The sequence below is a fragment of the Pseudomonas sp. NY11955 genome (assembly GCF_048068035.1).
Taxonomy (GTDB): Bacteria; Pseudomonadota; Gammaproteobacteria; order Pseudomonadales; family Pseudomonadaceae; genus Aquipseudomonas.
Genome location: NZ_JBLUPS010000016.1, coordinates 42,279 through 62,159, shown reverse-complemented (window position 1 = coordinate 62,159; position 19,881 = coordinate 42,279). Strand labels below are relative to the sequence as shown.

The 19,881-nt window shown below is 62.3% G+C and carries 24 protein-coding genes; 10 read left to right on the top strand and 14 right to left on the bottom strand.

What is annotated here, in order from left to right; all coding sequences use genetic code 11:
• Positions 1-157: 157 nt before the first annotated feature.
• The 9 genes from ACNFBR_RS24315 to nrdR form a co-directional block, all read right to left on the bottom strand.
• Positions 158-901 (bottom strand): substrate-binding periplasmic protein, encoded by a 744-nt coding sequence (locus ACNFBR_RS24315; RefSeq protein ID WP_416737116.1) that lies wholly within the window; start codon positions 899-901, stop codon positions 158-160.
• Between the two features lie 16 nt (positions 902-917).
• Positions 918-1,421 (bottom strand): phosphatidylglycerophosphatase A, encoded by a 504-nt coding sequence (locus ACNFBR_RS24310; protein ID WP_004376077.1) that lies wholly within the window; start codon positions 1,419-1,421, stop codon positions 918-920.
• Entirely contained in the window at positions 1,418-2,386 is a 969-nt protein-coding gene (thiL, locus tag ACNFBR_RS24305) for a thiamine-phosphate kinase (RefSeq protein WP_416737115.1), read from the bottom strand. The genes ACNFBR_RS24310 and thiL overlap by 4 nt, the downstream gene beginning before the upstream one ends.
• An 18-nt stretch (positions 2,387-2,404) precedes the next feature.
• Complete coding sequence (gene nusB / locus ACNFBR_RS24300; protein WP_054886551.1) at positions 2,405-2,905, bottom strand: transcription antitermination factor NusB; 501 nt, start codon at positions 2,903-2,905, stop codon at positions 2,405-2,407.
• Positions 2,902-3,378: a 6,7-dimethyl-8-ribityllumazine synthase gene (gene ribE / locus ACNFBR_RS24295; RefSeq protein ID WP_003255395.1), complete on the bottom strand. Its 477-nt coding sequence runs from the start codon at positions 3,376-3,378 to the stop codon at positions 2,902-2,904. The genes nusB and ribE overlap by 4 nt, the downstream gene beginning before the upstream one ends.
• Before the next feature lie 91 nt (positions 3,379-3,469).
• Entirely contained in the window at positions 3,470-4,561 is a 1,092-nt protein-coding gene (gene ribBA / locus ACNFBR_RS24290; protein WP_012270288.1) for a bifunctional 3,4-dihydroxy-2-butanone-4-phosphate synthase/GTP cyclohydrolase II, read from the bottom strand.
• Between the two features lie 18 nt (positions 4,562-4,579).
• The gene (locus ACNFBR_RS24285) at positions 4,580-5,245 is read right to left on the bottom strand and encodes a riboflavin synthase (protein ID WP_003255399.1); all 666 of its coding nucleotides are present in this window, start codon (positions 5,243-5,245) and stop codon (positions 4,580-4,582) included.
• A 42-nt stretch (positions 5,246-5,287) separates the two neighbouring features.
• On the bottom strand, positions 5,288-6,418 hold the full coding sequence (ribD, locus tag ACNFBR_RS24280; RefSeq protein WP_416737114.1) for a bifunctional diaminohydroxyphosphoribosylaminopyrimidine deaminase/5-amino-6-(5-phosphoribosylamino)uracil reductase RibD: 1,131 nt from the start codon (positions 6,416-6,418) through the stop codon (positions 5,288-5,290).
• A 2-nt stretch (positions 6,419-6,420) separates the two neighbouring features.
• Positions 6,421-6,885, bottom strand: coding sequence for a transcriptional regulator NrdR (gene nrdR, locus ACNFBR_RS24275; RefSeq protein WP_003255402.1), 465 nt, complete (start codon positions 6,883-6,885; stop codon positions 6,421-6,423).
• 106 nt (positions 6,886-6,991) lie between these two features.
• Here nrdR and ACNFBR_RS24270 point away from each other — a divergent pair, with 106 nt between their 5' ends.
• From ACNFBR_RS24270 to trxA, 3 genes are read left to right on the top strand one after another with little or no spacing between them, the layout of a single operon-like run.
• Entirely contained in the window at positions 6,992-7,444 is a 453-nt protein-coding gene (locus tag ACNFBR_RS24270; protein WP_416737153.1) for a YbaY family lipoprotein, read from the top strand.
• The gene (locus tag ACNFBR_RS24265; RefSeq protein ID WP_416737113.1) at positions 7,445-8,104 is read left to right on the top strand and encodes a class I SAM-dependent methyltransferase; all 660 of its coding nucleotides are present in this window, start codon (positions 7,445-7,447) and stop codon (positions 8,102-8,104) included.
• A gap of 31 nt (positions 8,105-8,135) precedes the next feature.
• The gene (trxA, locus tag ACNFBR_RS24260) at positions 8,136-9,008 is read left to right on the top strand and encodes a thioredoxin (RefSeq protein ID WP_416737112.1); all 873 of its coding nucleotides are present in this window, start codon (positions 8,136-8,138) and stop codon (positions 9,006-9,008) included.
• A 54-nt stretch (positions 9,009-9,062) separates the two neighbouring features.
• Here trxA and ACNFBR_RS24255 read toward each other — a convergent pair whose 3' ends face one another.
• Together ACNFBR_RS24255 and ACNFBR_RS24250 are read right to left on the bottom strand one after the other, a co-directional pair.
• The gene (locus tag ACNFBR_RS24255) at positions 9,063-10,640 is read right to left on the bottom strand and encodes a hypothetical protein (RefSeq protein WP_416737111.1); all 1,578 of its coding nucleotides are present in this window, start codon (positions 10,638-10,640) and stop codon (positions 9,063-9,065) included.
• A 181-nt stretch (positions 10,641-10,821) separates the two neighbouring features.
• Positions 10,822-11,169: a hypothetical protein gene (locus tag ACNFBR_RS24250; protein ID WP_416737110.1), complete on the bottom strand. Its 348-nt coding sequence runs from the start codon at positions 11,167-11,169 to the stop codon at positions 10,822-10,824.
• A 133-nt stretch (positions 11,170-11,302) separates the two neighbouring features.
• On the opposite strand from ACNFBR_RS24250, the gene ACNFBR_RS24245 reads away from it, so the two are divergent.
• The 5 genes from ACNFBR_RS24245 (at position 11,303) to ACNFBR_RS24225 (ending at position 15,280) form a co-directional block, all read left to right on the top strand.
• Entirely contained in the window at positions 11,303-11,872 is a 570-nt protein-coding gene (locus ACNFBR_RS24245) for a DUF2796 domain-containing protein (RefSeq protein ID WP_416737109.1), read from the top strand.
• Positions 11,873-12,583 carry an ABC transporter ATP-binding protein gene (locus ACNFBR_RS24240; protein ID WP_416737108.1) on the top strand — a complete coding sequence of 237 codons (711 nt, stop codon included), beginning with the start codon at positions 11,873-11,875 and terminating at the stop codon, positions 12,581-12,583.
• Positions 12,583-13,848, top strand: a complete 1,266-nt coding sequence (locus tag ACNFBR_RS24235) for an ABC transporter permease (RefSeq protein ID WP_416737107.1) — start codon at positions 12,583-12,585, stop codon at positions 13,846-13,848. Before ACNFBR_RS24240 ends, ACNFBR_RS24235 begins: the two co-directional genes overlap by 1 nt.
• Before the next feature lie 126 nt (positions 13,849-13,974).
• On the top strand, positions 13,975-14,487 hold the full coding sequence (locus ACNFBR_RS24230; RefSeq protein ID WP_416737106.1) for a DUF3299 domain-containing protein: 513 nt from the start codon (positions 13,975-13,977) through the stop codon (positions 14,485-14,487).
• Between the two features lie 109 nt (positions 14,488-14,596).
• Positions 14,597-15,280: an OmpW/AlkL family protein gene (locus ACNFBR_RS24225; protein WP_416737105.1), complete on the top strand. Its 684-nt coding sequence runs from the start codon at positions 14,597-14,599 to the stop codon at positions 15,278-15,280.
• Here the strand turns inward: ACNFBR_RS24225 and ACNFBR_RS24220 are convergent.
• Positions 15,268-16,473, bottom strand: coding sequence for an MFS transporter (locus tag ACNFBR_RS24220; protein ID WP_416737104.1), 1,206 nt, complete (start codon positions 16,471-16,473; stop codon positions 15,268-15,270). The two genes, ACNFBR_RS24225 and ACNFBR_RS24220, sit on opposite strands and share 13 nt — an antisense overlap.
• A gap of 102 nt (positions 16,474-16,575) precedes the next feature.
• Between ACNFBR_RS24220 and ACNFBR_RS24215 the strand changes: the two genes are divergently transcribed.
• Positions 16,576-17,019 carry a winged helix-turn-helix transcriptional regulator gene (locus ACNFBR_RS24215; protein WP_416737103.1) on the top strand — a complete coding sequence of 148 codons (444 nt, stop codon included), beginning with the start codon at positions 16,576-16,578 and terminating at the stop codon, positions 17,017-17,019.
• A 29-nt stretch (positions 17,020-17,048) separates the two neighbouring features.
• Here the strand turns inward: ACNFBR_RS24215 and ACNFBR_RS24210 are convergent, their stop codons facing one another.
• Complete coding sequence (locus ACNFBR_RS24210; protein WP_416737102.1) at positions 17,049-17,981, bottom strand: NAD-dependent epimerase/dehydratase family protein; 933 nt, start codon at positions 17,979-17,981, stop codon at positions 17,049-17,051.
• Positions 17,974-18,858 carry a sugar nucleotide-binding protein gene (locus ACNFBR_RS24205; protein WP_416737101.1) on the bottom strand — a complete coding sequence of 295 codons (885 nt, stop codon included), beginning with the start codon at positions 18,856-18,858 and terminating at the stop codon, positions 17,974-17,976. Before ACNFBR_RS24205 ends, ACNFBR_RS24210 begins: the two co-directional genes overlap by 8 nt.
• Positions 18,859-19,028: 170 nt before the next feature.
• Here ACNFBR_RS24205 and ACNFBR_RS24200 point away from each other — a divergent pair, with 170 nt between their 5' ends.
• On the top strand, positions 19,029-19,874 hold the full coding sequence (locus ACNFBR_RS24200; protein ID WP_416737100.1) for an alpha/beta hydrolase: 846 nt from the start codon (positions 19,029-19,031) through the stop codon (positions 19,872-19,874).
• Positions 19,875-19,881 lie beyond the last annotated feature (7 nt).

Below are 19,881 nucleotides of genomic sequence, written 5' to 3'. Positions count from 1 at the left end.
CTGGAATAAGTAGGAAATTTCTCGTGAGCCGATTGTATCAGCAGGTTGAGGGATGTGGGCTGGCTGAATACCGTGGGTTAAGATCGAAAAGTTCGATGCTTAGTAGTGACCAGCACGCCTGAGCCTTGCTCGAATCCCTGTGGGAGCGGGCGTCAGGTCAATGGGGTTTGCTATCCGCCGTGAACGGATACGGCTGCTTCCAGTGCTCGAAAATCGGCTTCAGCTCGCCACTGCGCACCAGCTCTGCCATGCGCTTGTCGAATAGATCACGCAGGGCCTTGGCCTGGTCGTTACGGGCAAAAGCCAAGTACAGCGGCAGCTCGGCGACGTGGGTGCGGCGGAAGCGCTCGGGCTGGGACGCCTGGCCCAGCACATAGTCGACCTCGGTCAGCGCATCGATGTAGAAATCCACCCGGTCATGCTCAAGCATCGGCAAGATGCCTTCACGACGCTGGATTTCCCGGAAGTCATGCGCATTGGGCAGGTAACTGCTGTAGTCGTAGCCGCGTACCCAGGCCAGGCGATACTTGCCGACGGTCTCCGGGGTGGGCACAGGTTTGCTGGCCAGCCCCAGGGCGTAGATATGGTCCATATCGAAGTGCCAGCGCGGGTACAGGTTGTCGTCGTTCTCTTCCTTGTACGAACCCACCCAGGCATCCGCCTCGCCACGCTTCACCAAGCCGACCGCACGGCTGTAGGGCGCGCTCTGGGTGAGCACCTTGACCCCGGCCGGCTCGAACACTTTACGCAGCACGTCCCAGGCCACCCCGGTGCCGTCAGCGTTGGTGTAGTCGAGCCACTCCTCGCTGACCAGGTGGATCTGTTTCGGTACGCCTTCGCCAGCGTTCACCCACGGGGCAATACTCAGCAGCATTGCCAGCAGCACAGTCCTTATGGCCATTCACGCGCTCCCTGTTTCAGGCAACCGCCCACACCAGAACCTGCATGCCCAGCCAGGCGAACACGCCGGCCAGGATATCGTCGAGCATGATACCGACGCCCCCGTGCACATGGCGGTCGACCCAGCGGATCGGCCACGGCTTGAGGATGTCGAAGAAGCGGAACATGAGGAACCCTGCCAGCAGCCATTGCCAGCCTTCTGGCACCAGCCAGAGAGTAATCCACATGCCGACGATCTCGTCCCAGACAATGCCTTCATGGTCGTGTACGCGCAAGTCATTGGCAACTTTGCCGCACAACCAGAAGCCAAACAGCATGCTGACGCCAAGCAACAGCCAGTAACCCCAGTCGGGCAGCATCTGCCACAGCGGGATGAACGGTATGGCCACCAGCGAGCCCCAGGTACCCGGCGCCTTGGGCAAGGTACCGGAACCGAAGCCAAACGCGATGAAGTGCCACGGGTTGCGCCAGACCGAAGGCGGAACGAACTCCGCAGGCACCTGATTGGGGTGATCGGTCACGGTGTCTCCCTAAAGTGTTGATAGCCCCGCTGAACGGGGGTGATGTCCTGGCCCTGCACGTCGCGCAAGGTCACACCCTGCCCTTCGAGCACGCGGCCTATGGTGTGCACTTCGATAAAGTCGAAGGCAGCCAGGGGCGCAAGCGCCTCAGGCGGCAAGGTGAAGGCCAGTACGTAATCGTCGCCACCGGTGAGCGCTGCCCGTACCGCGGCTTCACGGCCGAGGAAAGCTTCCAAAGCAGGAGACACTGGCACTTGCGCCAGGTTCACCTGCAATGCCACACCGGATGCCTTGGCGATATGCCCGCAGTCGGCGAGCAACCCATCGGAGATATCCAGCGCCGCCGTGGCCCGGCCACGCAACAGCGCACCGAGGGTGAGTTGCGGCATCGGTGACCAGTAATGGGCCAACAGTGGCTCGGCCTGCGCCGCCGGCGCCTCGCGCTCACCCAGCACCAACGGCAATGCACCGGCGGCCTTGCCCAGCGAACCACCGACACACAGCAGGTCGCCAGGCCTTGCACCGCTGCGGCGCAAGGCCTGGCCAGCCGGCACACGACCGAACACGGTCACGGTAATGCTCAGCGGGCCGCGCGTGGTGTCACCACCGATCAGGCTCATGCGGCAACGCTGGGCCATGCGGCTGAGGCCGTCGGCAAAAGCCGCCAGCCAGTCAGGGCCGACGTCAGACAGGGTCAGGGCGAGGGTAAAGCCGATTGCCGTCGCGCCCATGGCCGCCAGGTCACTGGCCGCCACGGCCAACGAGCGCTGGCCAAGCAACAGCGGATCGCAAACATCAGGAAAGTGCACCCCGGCGACCAGGGTGTCGGTCGACACCGCCAGTTGCTCACCGGGGGGAAGATCCAGCAGGGCACAGTCGTCGCCAATACCCAGGGCCACGCCCTCGCCGCCTTGCGCACAGGGCGCGGCGGCGAAGTAATGGTTGATCAGCTCGAACTCACCCATGGCCAGGCAGCGCCAGGATCAGCGCTTGTTCGCCTTGACTTCTGCTTCACGCAGGGCCGGGGCGAGCTTGTCCAGCACGCCGTTGACGAACTTGTGGCCGTCGGTGGCACCGAAGACCTTGGCCAGCTCCACACCTTCGTTGATCACCACGCGGTACGGAACGTCGACGCGCTTGATCAGTTCCCAGGTGGACAGGCGCAGCACGGCCAGCTCGACCGGGTCGAGCTCTTCCAGTGCGATGGCCATGCAAGGCACCAATGCCTTGTCAATTTCGCCTTTGATTGCCGGAACCCCATGCAGGATCTCGCGGAAATAGGCACCGTCGACATCGGTGAAATCGTTATCGACCCGGAACTGCGCTTCGATCTCGTTCAGCGAATGCTGGGCCATGTGCCACTGATAGAGGGCCTGGGTCGCGAGCTTGCGGGCTTCGCGGCGCTTGGCGCTCTTGGAGGGCTTGCCGGCATCCGCAGGTTTTGGATCGCGCGGGTTGAAACGATCGCTTTCGTCGCTAATCACTTGGCCTCCAACTGCGCCAGCAGGCTGACCATTTCCAGTGCGGACAGGGCAGCTTCAGCACCTTTGTTGCCGGCTTTGGTGCCGGAACGCTCGATGGCTTGCTCGATGGAGTCGACGGTCAGTACGCCGAAGGCCACCGGAACACCGAACTCCATGGACACCTGGGCCAGGCCTTTGGTGCATTCGCCCGCCACGTATTCGAAGTGCGGGGTACCACCACGGATCACGGCGCCCAGGGCGATGATCGCGTCGTAGGCGCCTTGCTGGGCGACCTTCTGTGCTACCAGCGGGATTTCGAATGCACCCGGGGCACGAATGATGGTGATGTCGCTTTCGCTGACACCGTGGCGAACCAGGGCGTCAACGGCACCGCTTACCAGGCTTTCGACGACGAAGCTGTTGAAGCGGCCAACCACCAAAGCATAGCGACCTTTGGGGGCGATGAAGGTACCTTCGATGGTCTTCAGGGTCATTCCGATATTCTCATCTTCAAGAGCGAGGCCGCATACAAGCGGCCTCGACAGGGGTCTGGACTCGAGCAGAGGGCGTCAATGCCGCCTCAAGTCACTCGGAGGGCACGTATTCTACAACTTCCAGATCGAATCCGGATATCGCGTTGAACTTCATCGGCGAACTCATCAGGCGCATCTTGCGCACACCTAGGTCGCGCAGGATCTGCGAACCGGCACCCACGGTGCTGTAAGTGGTCGGCGCCTTGGTCGGCGCATCGCCCGCGCTTTCGCGGATGTGCGCCAGCAGCACGTCGCCGTCCAGCGGGTGGCCCAGCAGCAAGACCACGCCGCTGCCGGCCTCGGCCACGGCAGCCATGGCCGCGCGCAGGCTCCAGCGGCCCGGTTGCTTGACCAGCAGCAGGTCGCGCAGCGGGTCCATGTTGTGTACCCGCACCAGGGTCGGCTCTTCGGCGCAGATCTTGCCCAGGGTCAGGGCCATGTGCACGTCGCCTTCGACCGCGTCGCGGTAGGTGACCAGGTTGAACTCACCCAGCTCACTCTCCACCGGTTGCTCGGAAACGCGCTGCACGGTGCGCTCATGGATCATGCGGTAGTGAATCAGGTCGGCGATGGTGCCGATCTTCAGGCCGTGCTCGGCGGCGAACACTTCCAGCTCGGCGCGGCGCGACATGGTGCCGTCGTCGTTCATCACTTCGCAGATCACGCCGCTTGGCTCGAAACCGGCCATGCGCGCCAGGTCGCAGGCGGCTTCGGTGTGGCCGGCGCGGGCCAGGGTGCCACCTGGCTGGGCCATCAGCGGGAAGATGTGGCCAGGGCTGACGATGTCTTCGGCCTTGGCATCCTTGGCGGCGGCGGCCTGCACGGTGCGGGCGCGGTCAGCGGCGGAAATACCGGTGGTAACGCCTTCGGCGGCTTCGATCGACACGGTGAACTTGGTGCCGAAGCCCGAGCCGTTGCGCGGCGCCATCAGCGGCAGCTTCAGCGTTTCGCAACGCTCGCGGGTCATCGGCATGCAGATCAGGCCACGGGCGTGCTTGGCCATGAAGTTGATGTGCTCGGGCAGGCAGCATTCGGCTGCCATGATGATGTCGCCTTCGTTCTCGCGGTCTTCGTCATCCATGAGGATGACCATTTTGCCCTGGCGGATGTCTTCGACCAGTTCTTCGATGCTGTTGAGCGCCACGCGGCACCCCCTTCTCAATCAGGATTTCAAGAAGCCGTTGGCGGCCAGGAAGCTTTCGGTAATGCCACTGCCCTTGCTCGGCTCGGCAGCCTTGTCACCCAGCAGCAAACGCTCCAGGTAACGGGCCAGCAGGTCGACCTCAAGGTTTACCCGACGCCCTGCACGGTAGTCGGCCATGATGGTTTCGGACAGGGTGTGCGGGACAATGGTCAGCTCGAACTCGGCGCCATTGACCTCATTGACCGTCAGGCTGGTGCCGTCGACGGTGATCGAACCCTTGTGGGCGATGTACTTGGCCAGTTCCTTCGGTGCACGCACGCGGAACTGGATGGCGCGGGCGTTATCGCTGCGCGAAATGATTTCGCCGACCCCGTCGACGTGGCCGCTGACCAGGTGCCCACCCAGGCGGGTGGTGGGGGTCAGGGCCTTTTCCAGGTTGACCTTGCTACCGCTCTTGAGGTCGATGAAAGCGGTGCGCTTGAGGGTTTCGACGCTGACGTCGGCCCAGAAGCCGTCGCCCGGCAGCTCCACGGCGGTCAGGCACACGCCGTTGACGGCGATGCTGTCGCCGAGCTTGACGTCACCCAGGTCGAGCTTGCCGGTTTCGACGTAGACGCGCACGTCGCCGCCCTTTGGGGTGAGGCTGCGGATGGTGCCGATGGATTCGATGATGCCGGTGAACATGGGGTCTTCCTCAAAAACGGTTTGCGCGGGGCAAGCCAGGCATTATACGCCGGGCGCCGGCAGGGGGATGGCTGTGACCCGCCAGTCATCGCCCACTGCGCGCATTTCGGTAATTCTCAGCCGGGGTGCTTCGCTCATCTTGTCCAACGGCCAATCCAGCAGCGGCCGGGCTTGGGAGCCAAGGAAAGTACCGGCGACGAACAACTGGTACTCGTCGACCAACCCTTGCCGGGCAAAGGCGCCGACCAGGCCGGCACCAGCCTCCAGTAGGATTTCGTTGACGCCTCGGGCCGCCAGGGCTTGCAGCAGCGCTGGCAAGTCGACCTGGCCATTGTCGCCCGGCAAGCTGAGCAACTCATGGCCGGCAGCGGCATAACGCGGGTCGTCTGCGACAGCAGTCACCACCAGTGCCGGGCCGGCCTGGAAGAACGGCGCATCCAGCGGCAAGCGCAGGCGGCCATCGACCAGCACCCGCAGCGGTGTGCGACTGAGGGCCAGAGCGGCGGTTTCGGCATCCAGGCCGAGCTCGGCACCACGTACCGTCATGCGTGCGTTATCGGCCAGCACACTGGTGGCGCTGGTCAGCACCACGCTGGAACGGGCGCGCAAGCGCTGCACCGCGCAACGGGCGGCCGGGCCGGTGATCCACTGGCTTTCACCACTGGCCATGGCGGTGCGGCCGTCCAGGCTCATGGCCAACTTGGCGCGGACGAACGGCAGGCCGTGTTCCATGCGTTTGAGGAAGCCCGGGTTGAGCGCACGGGCCTCGGCTTCGAGCACGCCGCTGGCCACTTCAATGCCGGCTTCGGCCAGGCGCCGCAGGCCTTGCCCTGCCACTTGCGGGTTAGGGTCCTGCATGGCCGCCACCACCCGCGCCACACCGGCCTTCACCAGGGCTTCGGCGCACGGCGGCGTACGACCATGATGGCTGCACGGCTCCAGGGTGACGTAGGCACAGGCGCCACGGGCGCGCTCACCGGCCTGGCGCAAGGCATGCACTTCGGCATGCGGCTCGCCGGCACGCACGTGCCAACCTTCGCCGACCACTTCGCCATCGCGCACGATCACGCAGCCTACGCGCGGGTTCGGGTGGGTGGTGTACAGGCCTTTGCGCGCCAGCTCCAGCGCGCGGGCCATGTAGTGGGCGTCGAGGATGGCAGCTTGGCTGGGCATGTTCACTCTTTAGCTGGCTCACGGGCCAGGCGGTCGATTTCTTCACGGAACTCGTCGAGGTCCTGGAAGCGTCGGTACACCGAGGCAAAGCGGATATAGGCCACTTCATCGAGCTTGCGCAGCTCGGCCATGACCATTTCACCAACCACCAGCGATTTGACTTCGCGTTCGCCGGTAGCGCGCAGCCGGCTCTTGATGTGCGCCAGCGCGGCTTCCAGGCGCTCGACGCTGACCGGGCGCTTTTCCAGCGCCCGCTGCATGCCCGCACGCAGCTTTTCTTCGTCGAAGGGTTGGCGCGTGCCGTCCTGCTTGATCAGCCGGGGCAACACCAGTTCGGCAGTTTCGAAGGTGGTGAAGCGTTCGCCACAGGCCACGCATTCGCGGCGGCGGCGCACCTGCTCGCCCTCGGCGACGAGGCGAGAGTCGATGACCTTGGTGTCGTTGGCACCGCAAAAGGGACAGTGCATGGTGGCAGGCAACAAAAAAAGGGAGGGCCATGGTAGCGCATTGCACTGGCAAGACAAGCCAAAGGGGTTAACATCCATGGGAAATCTGCCCGTGAAGGACTACCCCATGCACTACCGAGCGCTCGTCGTGCTGTGCTGCGCCGCCCTGCTCGCCGCCTGCGGCAGCGACAGGCCAAAGACCGACAACCTCCCAGCGCCCGCGCCCGCCCGCTCGGCCAAGCCGGCCGAAGTACTGGGCCCACTGCCGGCCTACCAGCGCGAGCTGAGCGGCACCTTGCTGGAAATCCCGGCCGGGGCCGACGTGGAGCTGGCTTTGCTGGTCATCGACGAACGTGACCGCCCGCAACGTCTGCTGGCCAGCAGCAACCTGACCGGTACCGGCCAGGCCCTGCCCTATCACCTGCGCTTCAACCCCGAAGCCTTCCCGGCCGGTGCCCGGGTCGAGCTGCGTGGCCGCGCCAGCAGCTCCGGCCAACTGATCATGCACCTGCCCCCCGTGCGCATTACCCAGGCCCAAACCCAGGCCACCGGCCCGCTGCGTTTCGAGAAGGCACCGTAAGTGGAACCGCTGGCCCTGCAACAGGCTCTCAGCGGCCTGATAGGCGAAGCGCGCCTGGTCGTCAGCGAACTGCCCGGCTGCGACCTTAAGCTGTGGCTGATCGATGACCAGAACATGGACCGGGCCTTCAGCAGCGAAGAAACCCGACGCATTCTGGAAGAGCCACCCTACTGGAGCTTTTGCTGGGCCAGCGGCCTGGCCATGGCCCGCTACCTGGCCGAGCGCCCAGAATGGGTGGCGGGCAAACGCGTGCTGGACTTCGGCGCCGGGTCGGGTATCGCCGGCATTGCCGCAGCACGCGCTGGCGCGCTGGAAGTGGTGGCGTGCGACCTCGACCCGCTGGCCCTCGACGCCTGCCGCGCGAATGCCGCGCTGAACGAAGTCGAACTGAGCTACAGCAGTGATTTCTTCGCCGAAGCCGACCGTTTCGACCTGATCCTGGTTGCCGACGTGCTGTACGACCGCGCCAACCTGCCACTGCTGGATGCCTTCCTTGGCCGCGGTCGCCAGGCCCTGGTGGCCGACTCACGGGTACGCGATTTCAGCCACCCGTTGTACCGGCAGTTGGGCGTGCTCGAAGCACTGACCCTGCCAGACCTGGCCGAGCCACACGAATTCCGCCGGGTCAGCCTGTACCACGCCAGCCGCGACGCCTTATAGTGGAGCCATTCACGAGTTTGCGAGAGTCGCAATGAGCCAAGACACGCCGTACATTTTCGACGCCACCGATGCCACCTTCCAGCAGCTGGTGATCGAGAACTCCTTCCACAAGCCGGTGCTGGTGGACTTCTGGGCCGAATGGTGCGCGCCATGCAAGGCGCTGATGCCGTTGCTGGCCAAGATCGCCGAGGGTTACCAGGGCGAGCTGCTGCTGGCCAAGATCAACTGCGATGTGGAGCAACAGGTGGTTGCCCAGTTCGGCATCCGCAGCCTGCCGACCGTGGTGCTGTTCAAGGACGGCCAGCCGGTGGACGGTTTCGCCGGGGCACAGCCGGAGTCGGCGATTCGCGCCATGCTAGAGCCGCATGTGCAAATGCCCGCCGCACCCGCCGCGTCGCCGCTGGAGCAAGCCAAGGCACTGTTTGCCGAAAGCCGCTTCGCCGAAGCAGAAGCACTGTTGCAGACGCTGCTGGGTGAGGACAACAGCAATGCCGAGGCGCTGATCCTGTATGCCCGCTGTCTGGCCGAACGGGGTGAGCTGGGCGAGGCCCAGGTGGTATTGGATGCGGTCAAGACTGACGAACATAAAGCTGCACTGGCCGGCGCCAAAGCCCAGCTGACCTTCCTGCGCCAGGCAGAAAGCCTGCCGGAAGTGGCTGACCTGAAAAGCCGCCTGGCGCAGAACCCACAGGATGACGAGGCGGCTTATCAGCTGAGTATCCAGCAACTGGCGCGTCAGCAGTATGAGGCGGCGCTGGATGGGCTGCTGAAGCTGTTCCAGCGTAACCGTGCCTATGAGAACGGGCTGCCGCAGAAGGCGATGCTGCAGGTGTTCGAATTGCTGGGGAGCGATCATCCGCTGGTGGGCGTCTATCGCCGCCGCCTGTCTTCTGCCATGTTCTGAACTGTAAAAGCCCCGGCAATATGCTTTACAACCCTTGTATTGCCGGGGCAAGCACTAATGTTCCTGCCTGAGGTCGATGAATTCATCTACTGACATGAAAGGCACGGGTATGATAATCACGGCCCAGAACCAGTCCTGATCATTATTCTCTATTGCCAGCAACACGGAATACCGAGTGAAGATACCGGGTGTAAATACACCCTCCTGGGTGACCCGACCATCACCCACCAGTCTGTGCCACGTGATATTTTCGGGGGCAATCGGATGATCCGTACCATCCTTCTTTGTCCGCCATAGATTAAGCTTCAGCTTGGCCCCGCTTTTCTCCAGTTCGAAATAATTCGTTTGCCTCCATTTTTTCACCACCAACGTTGATACAAGCAGCGACCCCTCGGGCCCGGCACGAACACGATCAATGGTGACCGGAAGCTCCGTACTTGAGCGTCTGACGGGCGGTTCACGGGAGTCAGCATTTAGATTGCGCTCAACATCCGGCACAGCGGGCGGCACGTAATCACAGCTGGAGCCTGCAGGTTTTAATCCGCCTAGACCAACGCCTTCGAAGACCCACTCAAACTGCTCTTCGGTGTTAGCCTTCCGCCTTAGTGCCACTGCGTCACCTCCGCTATAGACTAAGCTCACCAACGGATCAACTCGCCCAGTCCAAGCCTCCTGAGTCTCCTGAGTCTCCTGAGTCTCCTGAGCATCCGAAGCGGATGAACTCGGCGGCCGTTGAAACTTACCTTCATAAATATAGGATTCTCCAATTTCCGTGAGCCCCGCACCTATTACCCTGCCACGCGGAAACACAAGAGTAGCCAAACTTGCAAAGTCACTATTTCTATAGCCCTCCGCCGGAAGGGAGTTACCGTCAATGAAGGCACTGACGGCTAACCACGGATCGTCATACTGCGCCCCATTGGATAAAATATTTTCATCGGCACGTACTGCTGGAAATGTCCCATCACTGTCAGTGGCATACGCGATGTAGAGAATATCAAGTTTTGAACCGACTACCTTACGCGGACTGAAACGCAGCGCACGCATAAGCCACTCGCTGCCGGGTTCAGGAAAAACATCATTGAGCATAATGACCCGATCTGCATCAGGCAGCTCATTGAAGCGTATTCTGAAAGGGAGGGCAGCTTCCTCATCTCGCAGCGTGGACGCTAGGTAACCAAACGCACAGCCTGATAATTCTTTTACCTGCAGACAAACGGGCGCCCCCGGAGAGTAAACGCCCCTACAGTCTTCAAAAAGCACACTACTGAACAGCATCAAACGTTCATTAACTAACTGAGCGGAAATCTCTTGTACATCCAACTTCTTGTAACCCAACTTCCTTTCAAGAACATAGCTTGCATAGGAGAATAACCTCCTCGCCACTGTAATACTCGAAGACGCCCCGTCTTCGGGAAATATCAACAGCGGCTTGCCAAACTCACACTTAATATTCCGAGAAACACTTGACGTCTTGCTAGAAAAAAAATCAAGCTTTTCCGTGCCCTGATCTGGCTGACTACTATATCGACGTTCTAATTCAGCATTGAGCAGTACGGGATCGAACCTCAAATGCGCGCGCCAACCATTCATGTTATAGGTAGCGCTATTGCCCTCATTTGACTCAGCCATTTGACACCTCCGCCAGTCGAGTTCAGCCTTCAACAGGCTAACCTTCATGCCTGAAACGTCAACTATCAAAAATGCCAGGTCCTGCCTTAAACGGCTGGTCGAATTTTGCTTGCGCACATTGCATAGACACTAATGCAACCGCTACTACTCTCAATAGGAACGCCCCGTTCACTGGGTCGTTTCAATCTTCCTTCCATAGGTAAATAGATGAAGTTTCTCCTGCTTTGACCAGCACATTTGGACTATGCCTCAGTCGCACCATCAAACGCTTACCGCCCGAGGTACTTCCAACCAGTTGCTCAAGTCGATCCAACAATTCCGGCCCGTTCATCTGCCCCGCCTGGCGCAGCACCTCACGCGCTGCCGTCCACTGCCCGTCATCCTGGCGCGGGCTAGCCGGCGTGGCAATCGATGCGCCTTCGGCGACAACAGGCACTTCCAGCTGCCGGCCCAGCTGCGCCCACTCTGCCGGCTCAAGCTCGATGGTCAGGTCCACCGGCCAGTCACCAATCTGTCCACGAATTCTCACAATGCTTTCCTTGAACGCAGGTCAATAGGGCCATGCTACATCAACGTGAAACCTGCGCCACGCAGACTGGCGGCATAGAGAAAAATTGTTATAACATTGCCAAACAATTCCCAACCCGCTCCTGGAGTCGTCCATGCGTAGCCTGTTGCTCGCCCTGCCCTTCGCGTTACTGCCCCTGGCCGCTGCCCATGCCCACGATGATCATGACCATGCCCACGGCACGCTCGGTGCCCACGAGCACGGCGTGGCCAAGCTCAATGCCGTGCTCGACGGCACTACCCTGGAGCTGGAGCTGGATAGCCCGGCGATGAACCTGGTCGGCTTCGAGCACAGCGCCAGCAGCGACGCCGACAAGGCCAAGGTCGCCGCCGTGCGCCAGCAGCTCGAGCAACCACTCAAACTGTTCGGCCTTCCTGCTGCCGCAGGCTGCAAGGAAGACCAGCAGGAACTGGAAAGCCCGCTGTTCGGTGACGCGCCAAAAGCCGACGACGACGGTGATGAGCACGAGCATGGCCACCAGCACAGCGACATCGGTGCCCATTACCAACTGACCTGCGCCAACCCCGACAAACTGACACAGGTGGACCTGGCGCCGCTGTTCAAGGCCTTCCCGGCCACCCAGAAAATCAACGTGCAACTGATCGGCCCCAACGGCCAGAAAGGCGTGGAAACCACGCCGGCCAAGGCAGTGGTCGCCTTCTGAATGAGCCAGCCGTTGATCGAACTGCATGACTTGGTGTTCGCCTGGCCAGGTCAGCCACCGCTACTGGATATTCCGGCATTTCACCTGGACGCGGGTGAAGCCCTGTTCCTCAAGGGCCCCAGCGGCAGTGGCAAAACCACCTTGCTGGGCCTGCTGGGCGGCGTGAACGTGCCGGCCCAGGGCCACATCCAACTGCTCGGCCAGGACCTCGGCAGCCTGGGCCAGGGCGCCCGTGACCGCTTTCGAGTCGATCACACGGGGTACATCTTTCAGCAGTTCAACCTGCTGCCGTTCCTGTCCGTGCGTGAAAACGTCGAGCTGCCTTGCCGCTTCTCAGGCAGCCGCAGGGCCCGTGCCGAGCAGCGCCATGGCAGTGTCGACCAGGCGGCCAGCACGCTGCTGGCCCACCTGGGCCTGGACGACCCCGCCCTGCTCGCTCGCCGCGCCGACAGCCTGTCGATCGGCCAACAGCAGCGGGTCGCCGCCGCCCGCGCCCTGATCGGCCAGCCCGAGCTGGTGATTGCCGACGAACCCACCTCGGCACTGGATGCCGACACCCGCGAAGCGTTCATCCGCCTGCTGTTCGATGAGTGTCGCGCCGCCGGTGCCAGCTTGTTGTTCGTCAGCCACGACCAAAGCCTTGCACCGCTGTTCGACCGCCACCTTTCCCTGGCCGACCTCAACCGCGCCGCCAAGCCCCGGGAGGCCTGATGTACCTGCTCCGCCTTGCCCTGGCCAGCCTGGCCAACCGCCGTTTCACCGCGTTTCTGACCGCTTTTGCCATCGCGCTGTCTGTGTGCCTGCTACTGGCCGTGGAGCGAGTCCGTACCGAGGCCCGCGCCAGCTTTGCCAGCACCATCAGCGGTACCGACTTGATTGTCGGTGCCCGCTCCGGCTCGGTGAACCTGCTGCTGTATTCGGTGTTCCGCATTGGCAACGCCACCAACAACATCCGCTGGGACAGCTTCCAGCACTATGCACAGGACCCGCGAGTGAAGTGGGCAATCCCTATTTCGCTGGGCGATTCGCATCGCGGCTACAGAGTGATGGGCACCACGACGGATTACTTCAGCCATTACCAGTACGGCCGCCGCCAGCATCTGGAACTGAGCCAGGGGCGTGAGTTCGCCAACGACCCGTTTGAGGTGGTGCTCGGCGCCGAAGTGGCCGAAGCGTTGCACTACACGCTGGGTGACAAGCTGGTACTGGCCCACGGCGTGGCCGCCATCAGCCTGGTCAAGCACGACGACAAACCGTTCACCGTGGTCGGTGTGCTCAAACGCACCGGCACCCCCGTCGACCGCACCCTGCATATCAGCCTGGGTGGCATGGAGGCGATCCATATCGACTGGCACAACGGCGTACCCGCCCGTGGCGCCGGGCGCATCAGCGCCGAACAGGCACGGACGATGGACCTGCAACCTGCCGCCATTACCGCATTCATGCTTGGCCTGAACAGCAAGATCGCGACCTTCAGCCTGCAGCGGGAGATCAACGAATACCGCAACGAGCCGCTACTCGCGATCTTGCCCGGGGTGGCCCTGCAAGAACTGTGGAGCCTGATGGGCACGGCGGAACAAGCGTTGTTCGTGGTGTCGTTGTTCGTGGTGCTGACCGGCTTGATTGGCATGCTCACAGCAATTCTTACCAGCCTCAACGAGCGCCGCCGGGAGATGGCGATCTTGCGCTCGGTCGGTGCCAGGCCTTGGCATATCGCGGGGCTGCTGGTGCTGGAGGCACTGTCACTGGCGGCAGTCGGGATCGTGGCCGGGCTTGGCTTACTGTATGCGGGGATCGCCCTGGCGCAGGGGTACGTGCAGGCCAACTATGGTTTGTATTTGCCGCTGGCCCTGCCGAGCACTCATGAATGGACCTTGCTGGCTATTATCCTGGGGGCTGCGTTGCTGATGGGCAGCGTGCCGGCGTGGCGGGCCTACCGACAGTCGCTGGCCGATGGGTTGTCCATTCACCTCTGAGTGCGCGTAATGATCAAACACCTCACCGCCTCCTTCGCGGGCGCGCCCGCTCCCACAGTGAGCCCCACAGGCTTCGAGCTTTACGCAGGACCTGTGGGAGCGGGCAAGCCCGCGAAGAGGCCGGCAATGCTTGCGCTGCTGGCCCTGCTGTTGCTGATTGCGATGCCGCTATGGGCCGCCGAACCCAAAGAGCTGGACTGGCCCGCCCTGATTCCCGAAGGCGCCCCTGTCATCCCGCCACAACTGGCACCGCTGCACGACATGTCACAGCTCAGCAATGCCCTGTCCGCCGAGTCCGCACCGCCCGCGCGACAGCAGGCGCCCGATGCGCCGGTGGTAAAAAGCCTGGACGGCCAGCAGGTCAAACTGCCCGGCTACATCGTGCCGCTGGAAGTCAGCGAAGAAGGCCGCACCACCGAATTCCTGCTGGTCCCTTACTACGGTGCATGCATCCATGTGCCACCCCCACCGTCGAACCAGATCGTGCACATTTTCAGCGAGATGGGCGTGCGCGTCGAAGACCTCTACCAGCCCTACTGGATCGAGGGGAAGATGCAAGTTAGAGCCTCCAGCAGCGAACTGGCCGACGCCGGCTATCAAATGGAGGCCGAAAAAATTTACGCATATGAGCTGAGATGAGAACTGTTTCGAATTCGTGAAGACGCTTCTTTGAGCTGGGTCAAACTTTCTGTTTAACCAGCTCCGTACCATTGGACTACTCGATTAATAACGTCCTTTGGGAGCTTCCATGAACAAGTCCTTGCTCGGCGCCGCCCTCGCGGCCCTGGCGCTCGCAGCCCCTGTTGCCCACGCCCACCAGGCAGGCGATGTCATCGTCCGTGCCGGCGCCATCACCACCGCCCCCAACGAAAGCAGCGGCGACCTGAAATTCGATGGCAACAAGGTTTCGGGCACCAAGGCGACCCTGGACAGCGACACCCAACTGGGCCTGACCTTCGCCTACATGCTCACCGACCACATTGGCCTGGAGCTGCTGGCAGCCACCCCGTTCAAGCACACCGTCGGCGTGAAGGGCCTGGGTGGCGGCCTGGACGGCAAGCTGGCCGACATCAAGCAACTGCCACCGACCCTGTCGCTGCAGTACTACCCGATGGAACCGAACTCCAAGTTCCAGCCCTATGCCGGCGTGGGTATCAACTACACCCTGTTCTTCGATGAAGACCTCAGCAGCGCCCGCAAGCAGCAAGGCTTCAGCAACCTGAAGCTGCAGGACTCGATCGGGATCGCCGGCCAGTTGGGCATGGACTACATGATCACCGACAACCTGCTGGTCAACGCCTCGGTCTGGTACGTCGACATCGACACCAAGGCCAGCGTCAACGGCCCGACCGCCCTGGGCTACAGCAAGACCAAGGTCGACGTCGAAGTCGATCCGTGGGTGTACATGGTCGGCCTTGGCTACAAGTTCTGACCTGAACACGGCAGGGCGGCTTCAGCCGCCCTCGCACGCTGTAGCCATAGCCAGTAGCCCAGCGCTACCGCGCTGATGGCCATGCCAAGCCCGCACACCGCGACCCAGCCCCAATGGGCAAACACCCAGGCTGCCGATACCGCCCCCAGCCCGCTGCCAAGCGAATAGCAACACATGTAGGCACCGATCAACCGGCTGGCCATCGCGCCACGCCCGGCCAGCAACAGGCTCTGGTTGGTGACATGCACCGCCTGCACGGCGAAGTCCAGCATCAGCACCCCCAGCACGAAGGCCATCAGTGAATGCCCGACAAACGCCGTGGGCAACCACGACAGCGTCAGCAAGGCCAGCGCCAACCCAGTGGTGCGCTCACCCTGCCCCTGGTCAGCCAGACGACCGGCACGCGAAGCTGCCAACGTACCCGCGACACCTGCCAGGCCGAACAGGCCGATTTCGGTATGGCTCAGCGCCAACGGCGCAGCACTGAGCGGCATGACCATGGCACTCCATAGCACGCTGAACGCGGCGAAGATCAACACACCAAACGTGCCACGCTGGCGCAGCAACCTGTCGTGCCGGTACAGGTTGAACTGGGACACAATCAGCGCCCGGTAGCCAGACCGATGCGTGGCCGGTTGCACCGAGGGCAAGTTGCGCCATATCACCAGCGCCAGCAGTATCAAGACGCCGGCGGCCACCCAGTACACGCTGCGCCAACCGGCCAGGTCGGCCAGCCCGCCCGAGACCAGGCGCGCCAGCAGAATGCCCAACACCACACCACTGGTAACGGTGCCTACCGCCTGCCCTTGCTGGTCCGGTGAGGCCAGGCTCGCGGCATGCGCCACCATTACCTGCACCATCACGGCCATCAACCCGGTGACGGCCAACGCCAACAGCAGCATTGCCCAACTCTGCGACATGCCGACGCCGATCAGCGCCAGCGCCGAGAACAGCAACTGGCCAAGCAACAGGCGCTTGCGATCGACCAAGTCCCCCAGTGGCACGAGCAGTAGCAGCCCCAGGGCGTAGCCCGCCTGGGTCGCGCCAACTACCCAGCCAATCTGCTGCTGCCCCACCCCCAGCTCGGCTGCCATCGACTCAAGCAAAGGCTGAGCGAAGTACACCGTCGCGACGGCCATGGCGCTGGTAATGGCAAGTAACAGGGTTATCCAGCGTGTCAGTGAAGGAGCCATCGGAGCGATCTCGTCAAACTGGTTTCTATTTGAAACCACATACTGGCTATTTAGCAAATGTAGTTTTAATCTGCAACCAGACGATCAAAACAGGTTTGCCCCATGCTCGATGAACACAATGCGCAGTGCCCCGTAGCCCGGGCATTGGAGGTGCTGGGTGACCGTTGGGCGCTGATGATCCTGCGCGATGCCTTTGACGGCCTGCGCCGGTTCAGTGAGTTTCACAAGAACCTGGGGCTGGCGAAGAACATCCTCGCCTCGCGGCTCAAGCTACTGGTGGAAAGCGAGTTGCTGGCTTTGCAGCCGGCATCGGATGGCAGTGCCTACAAGGAATATGTGCTGACCGAGAAAGGGCGGTCGGTGTTTCCAGTGGTAGTTGGCTTGAGGCAATGGGGAGAGCGGTTTCTGTTCGAGGCGGGTGAGGCGCGTTCGGAATTGGTGGAAGGTGCTACCGGGCAGGCACTTGAGACGTTGCAGGTGCGTGGCCAGGATGGGCGGGTTTTGCATGCCGAGGACTGCCAGCGCAGAAGGGTGCGCCATGAGTGATTTTGGGGCTGCTGCGCAGCCCCTGGGTTTCAGCCCTTGCCCAGAAGCCGCGCCAGGCCCTCGACCATCGGCGTCACCTGGGCGAACTTGAACCGCGCCAGCAACCGCTGATTATCCGCCCGCGAATGGCGAATATCCCCCGAACGGGCCGCGACATAGCTGACCGCTGGCAAGCTCCCTACCACTTTTTCCAACGCAGCCAGCAACTGGTTCAGCGAAGTCGCCTGGTTGAGGCCGATGTTCACCGCCCCCTCCTCGACCTGCGGCTGCTCCAATGCTTGCACCATCACCTGCACCAGATCACCCACGTAGAGGAAGTCGCGAGTCTGCTCGCCGTCGCCAAACACCGTGATCGGCAAGCCCTGCACAGCGCGCTCGCAGAAAATGCTGATCACGCCGGAATACGGTGAGGACGGGTCCTGGCGAGGCCCGAAAATATTGAAGAAACGGAACACCACCGGTTCCAGACCATGCTGGCGACGGTAGAAGTCCAGGTATTGCTCACTGGCCAGTTTATCCACGGCATAGGGGGTCAGCGGCGCCTTGGGGGTATCCTCGGCAATCGACTCGCCCTCGCCATTGTTGCCATACACCGCCGCACTGGAAGCGAACAGCACCCGACGCACGCCGTGCACGCGCATGGCTTCGCAGACATTGAGAGTGCCGATGAAGTTGCTTTGATGTGTGCGTACCGGGTCCTCGACCGAGGCCTGCACCGAGGCCACCGCCGCCAGGTGCACCACAGCACGGCAGCCAGCCGCAGCCTGTGTGACCAACCCGGCATCGGCAACATCGCCTTCGATCAGTTCCAGCCGTGGGTGGTCGACCTGCAGGTTGCTCCTGCGGCCCGTGGAGAAGTCGTCGAGAATGCGTACGGCGTAGCCTTTGTCCAACAACGCATCGCACAGGTGGGAGCCAATGAAGCCGGCACCGCCGGTGATCAGGATGGGGGCGTCAGCCATGGCGGTAGAACCGGTCCAGTAGAGGCGGCAAGCCTGCGCGCCAGGCGCGCGGCTTGATACCAAATGTATGAAGGATTTTCTTGCAGGCCAGTACCGCATGTTGCGGCTCTTCGCTGGCATCCGGGCGCGCGGCATGGGCCTGCGGTGTGGGGGCCTGTACGGCCAGCTGGCGGTGCTGGCCGGCTTCGCTGAGAATCGCCTGGCCCAGCGCCAGCGGTGTGGTCGCCTCGTTGCCGGCGTAATGGTAGGTGCCCCACAGCGGCGCATTGCAATCGAGCTGCTTGATCACCGACAGGATCACCCGGGCAGCATCGTCGACCGGCGTCGGGTTGCCACGTCGATCATCGGCCAATAGCAGCTCCTGTGGTTGCTCGGCACGGGTCAGGAAGCGGCCCAACGAGCCGTCGATGCTTTCGTCAAGCAACCAGCCAAAGCGCAGCAGCACATGCTGTGGGCAGGCCGCACGCACGCTCTGCTCGATGCGCCACAAGGCCTGGCCACGCAGGCCCAGCGGCACGGGCTCGTCCTTTTCGCTGTAGGCCGTGGCCCGCGAACCATCGAACACTCGGTAGCTGGAAGGTTGCACCAGGGTGATCTGGTGGTGCTGACACAACTCTGCCAGCCGCTCCACCGCCCGCTCTTGTTGAGCCAGGCGCTGCTCGCTGACCGACTCGGCCTGGAACCAGTCGAAGTAATAGGCCAGGTTGACCAGGGCGTCGGGGCGGTGATCGTCGAGCAACTGAGTGAGGCTGGCCGGCGTCCAGCCGTTCTCGGGCGGGCGCGGCGCCAGGAATGCGATGTCCTCCTCGGCCCCAAGACGAATCAGCGCTTGCCCGAGGGCATTGCCACCACCCAACAGCATTAGGCGCATACGCATAGAGTCAGCAGATCCGGAGAGGTTGATGAAGGAAAGGGGTCATTTTGCGGTTTCCGTTGCGGGAAGTCCAACATCGGGCCCGTCTATGCTCTAGGGAGTGCTGTTTTCGAACTTTCAAAGCTCAAGATCACAGCGCGCCAATGGCTCAACGCGTTATTCTAGAGGGCACCATGCACTTGCAAACGGAATCTTCTCAGCGCCTGAAGTGGCAGTTTGACGAACGCGCCCCAGGTAAAGAACTGTTCATCGACGAAGTGTTTGGAAACTACCGGCAACAGGCCAGATGGCTGGTAGCCGATGTTGAGCGCGCAGCGCCGGTTTTCGTCTTGGGCGGCGCGCGCTCCGACTTTACCCGGCTCAACCCCCTGCTCTATCGCTTGCAAGCGGCAGGCATTGGTTCGCTCACTGCTAATCTTTCAGGCCATAGCCTCGCCAGTGAACCAGGCGCTGTGTCGCCTTCACTGGCGACGAACCTTGATGAAGCACGGCGCTTCCACGCGCACATCTCATCTCGCTGTCGAACGGTAATAGGCCACAGCCTGGGCGCGGCAATAGCGCTGAAACTTGCAGCTCAATTGCCGCAATTGAACAGCATCGTACTGATCTGCCCGGCAGTCTATCCAGACCCCGCTCACCAGGCGCCGTTCGGCCCGGCATTCACAGCCGCGATCAGAAACCCCTACGGTTTTCTCGATTGCGACAGTTATGCCTTCCTCAAGCGGTTCCAAGGCAGGGTTCTGATGGTGATTGGCGAATATGACGGGCTCAATTCACAACGATTCGGCAAGGTACCGGGCACCAGTGTAGGTAGCCTGTGGCTGGCCGGCGCCGAACGCTACAGCCCGATCCCCGAAGAAGTTACCCAGGCGTTGATGCAATCAGTTCCAGCCGCGCGTTTGCAATGCCTGTTTCTTACCGACTGCGACCATGGCATCGCCGCCCACTTACGCAGTACGCCTGCGATTGCGGATCAGGTTGCGAACGCCGTGGAAGCCTTCATCCTTGATGACGCCTGACGCGTTG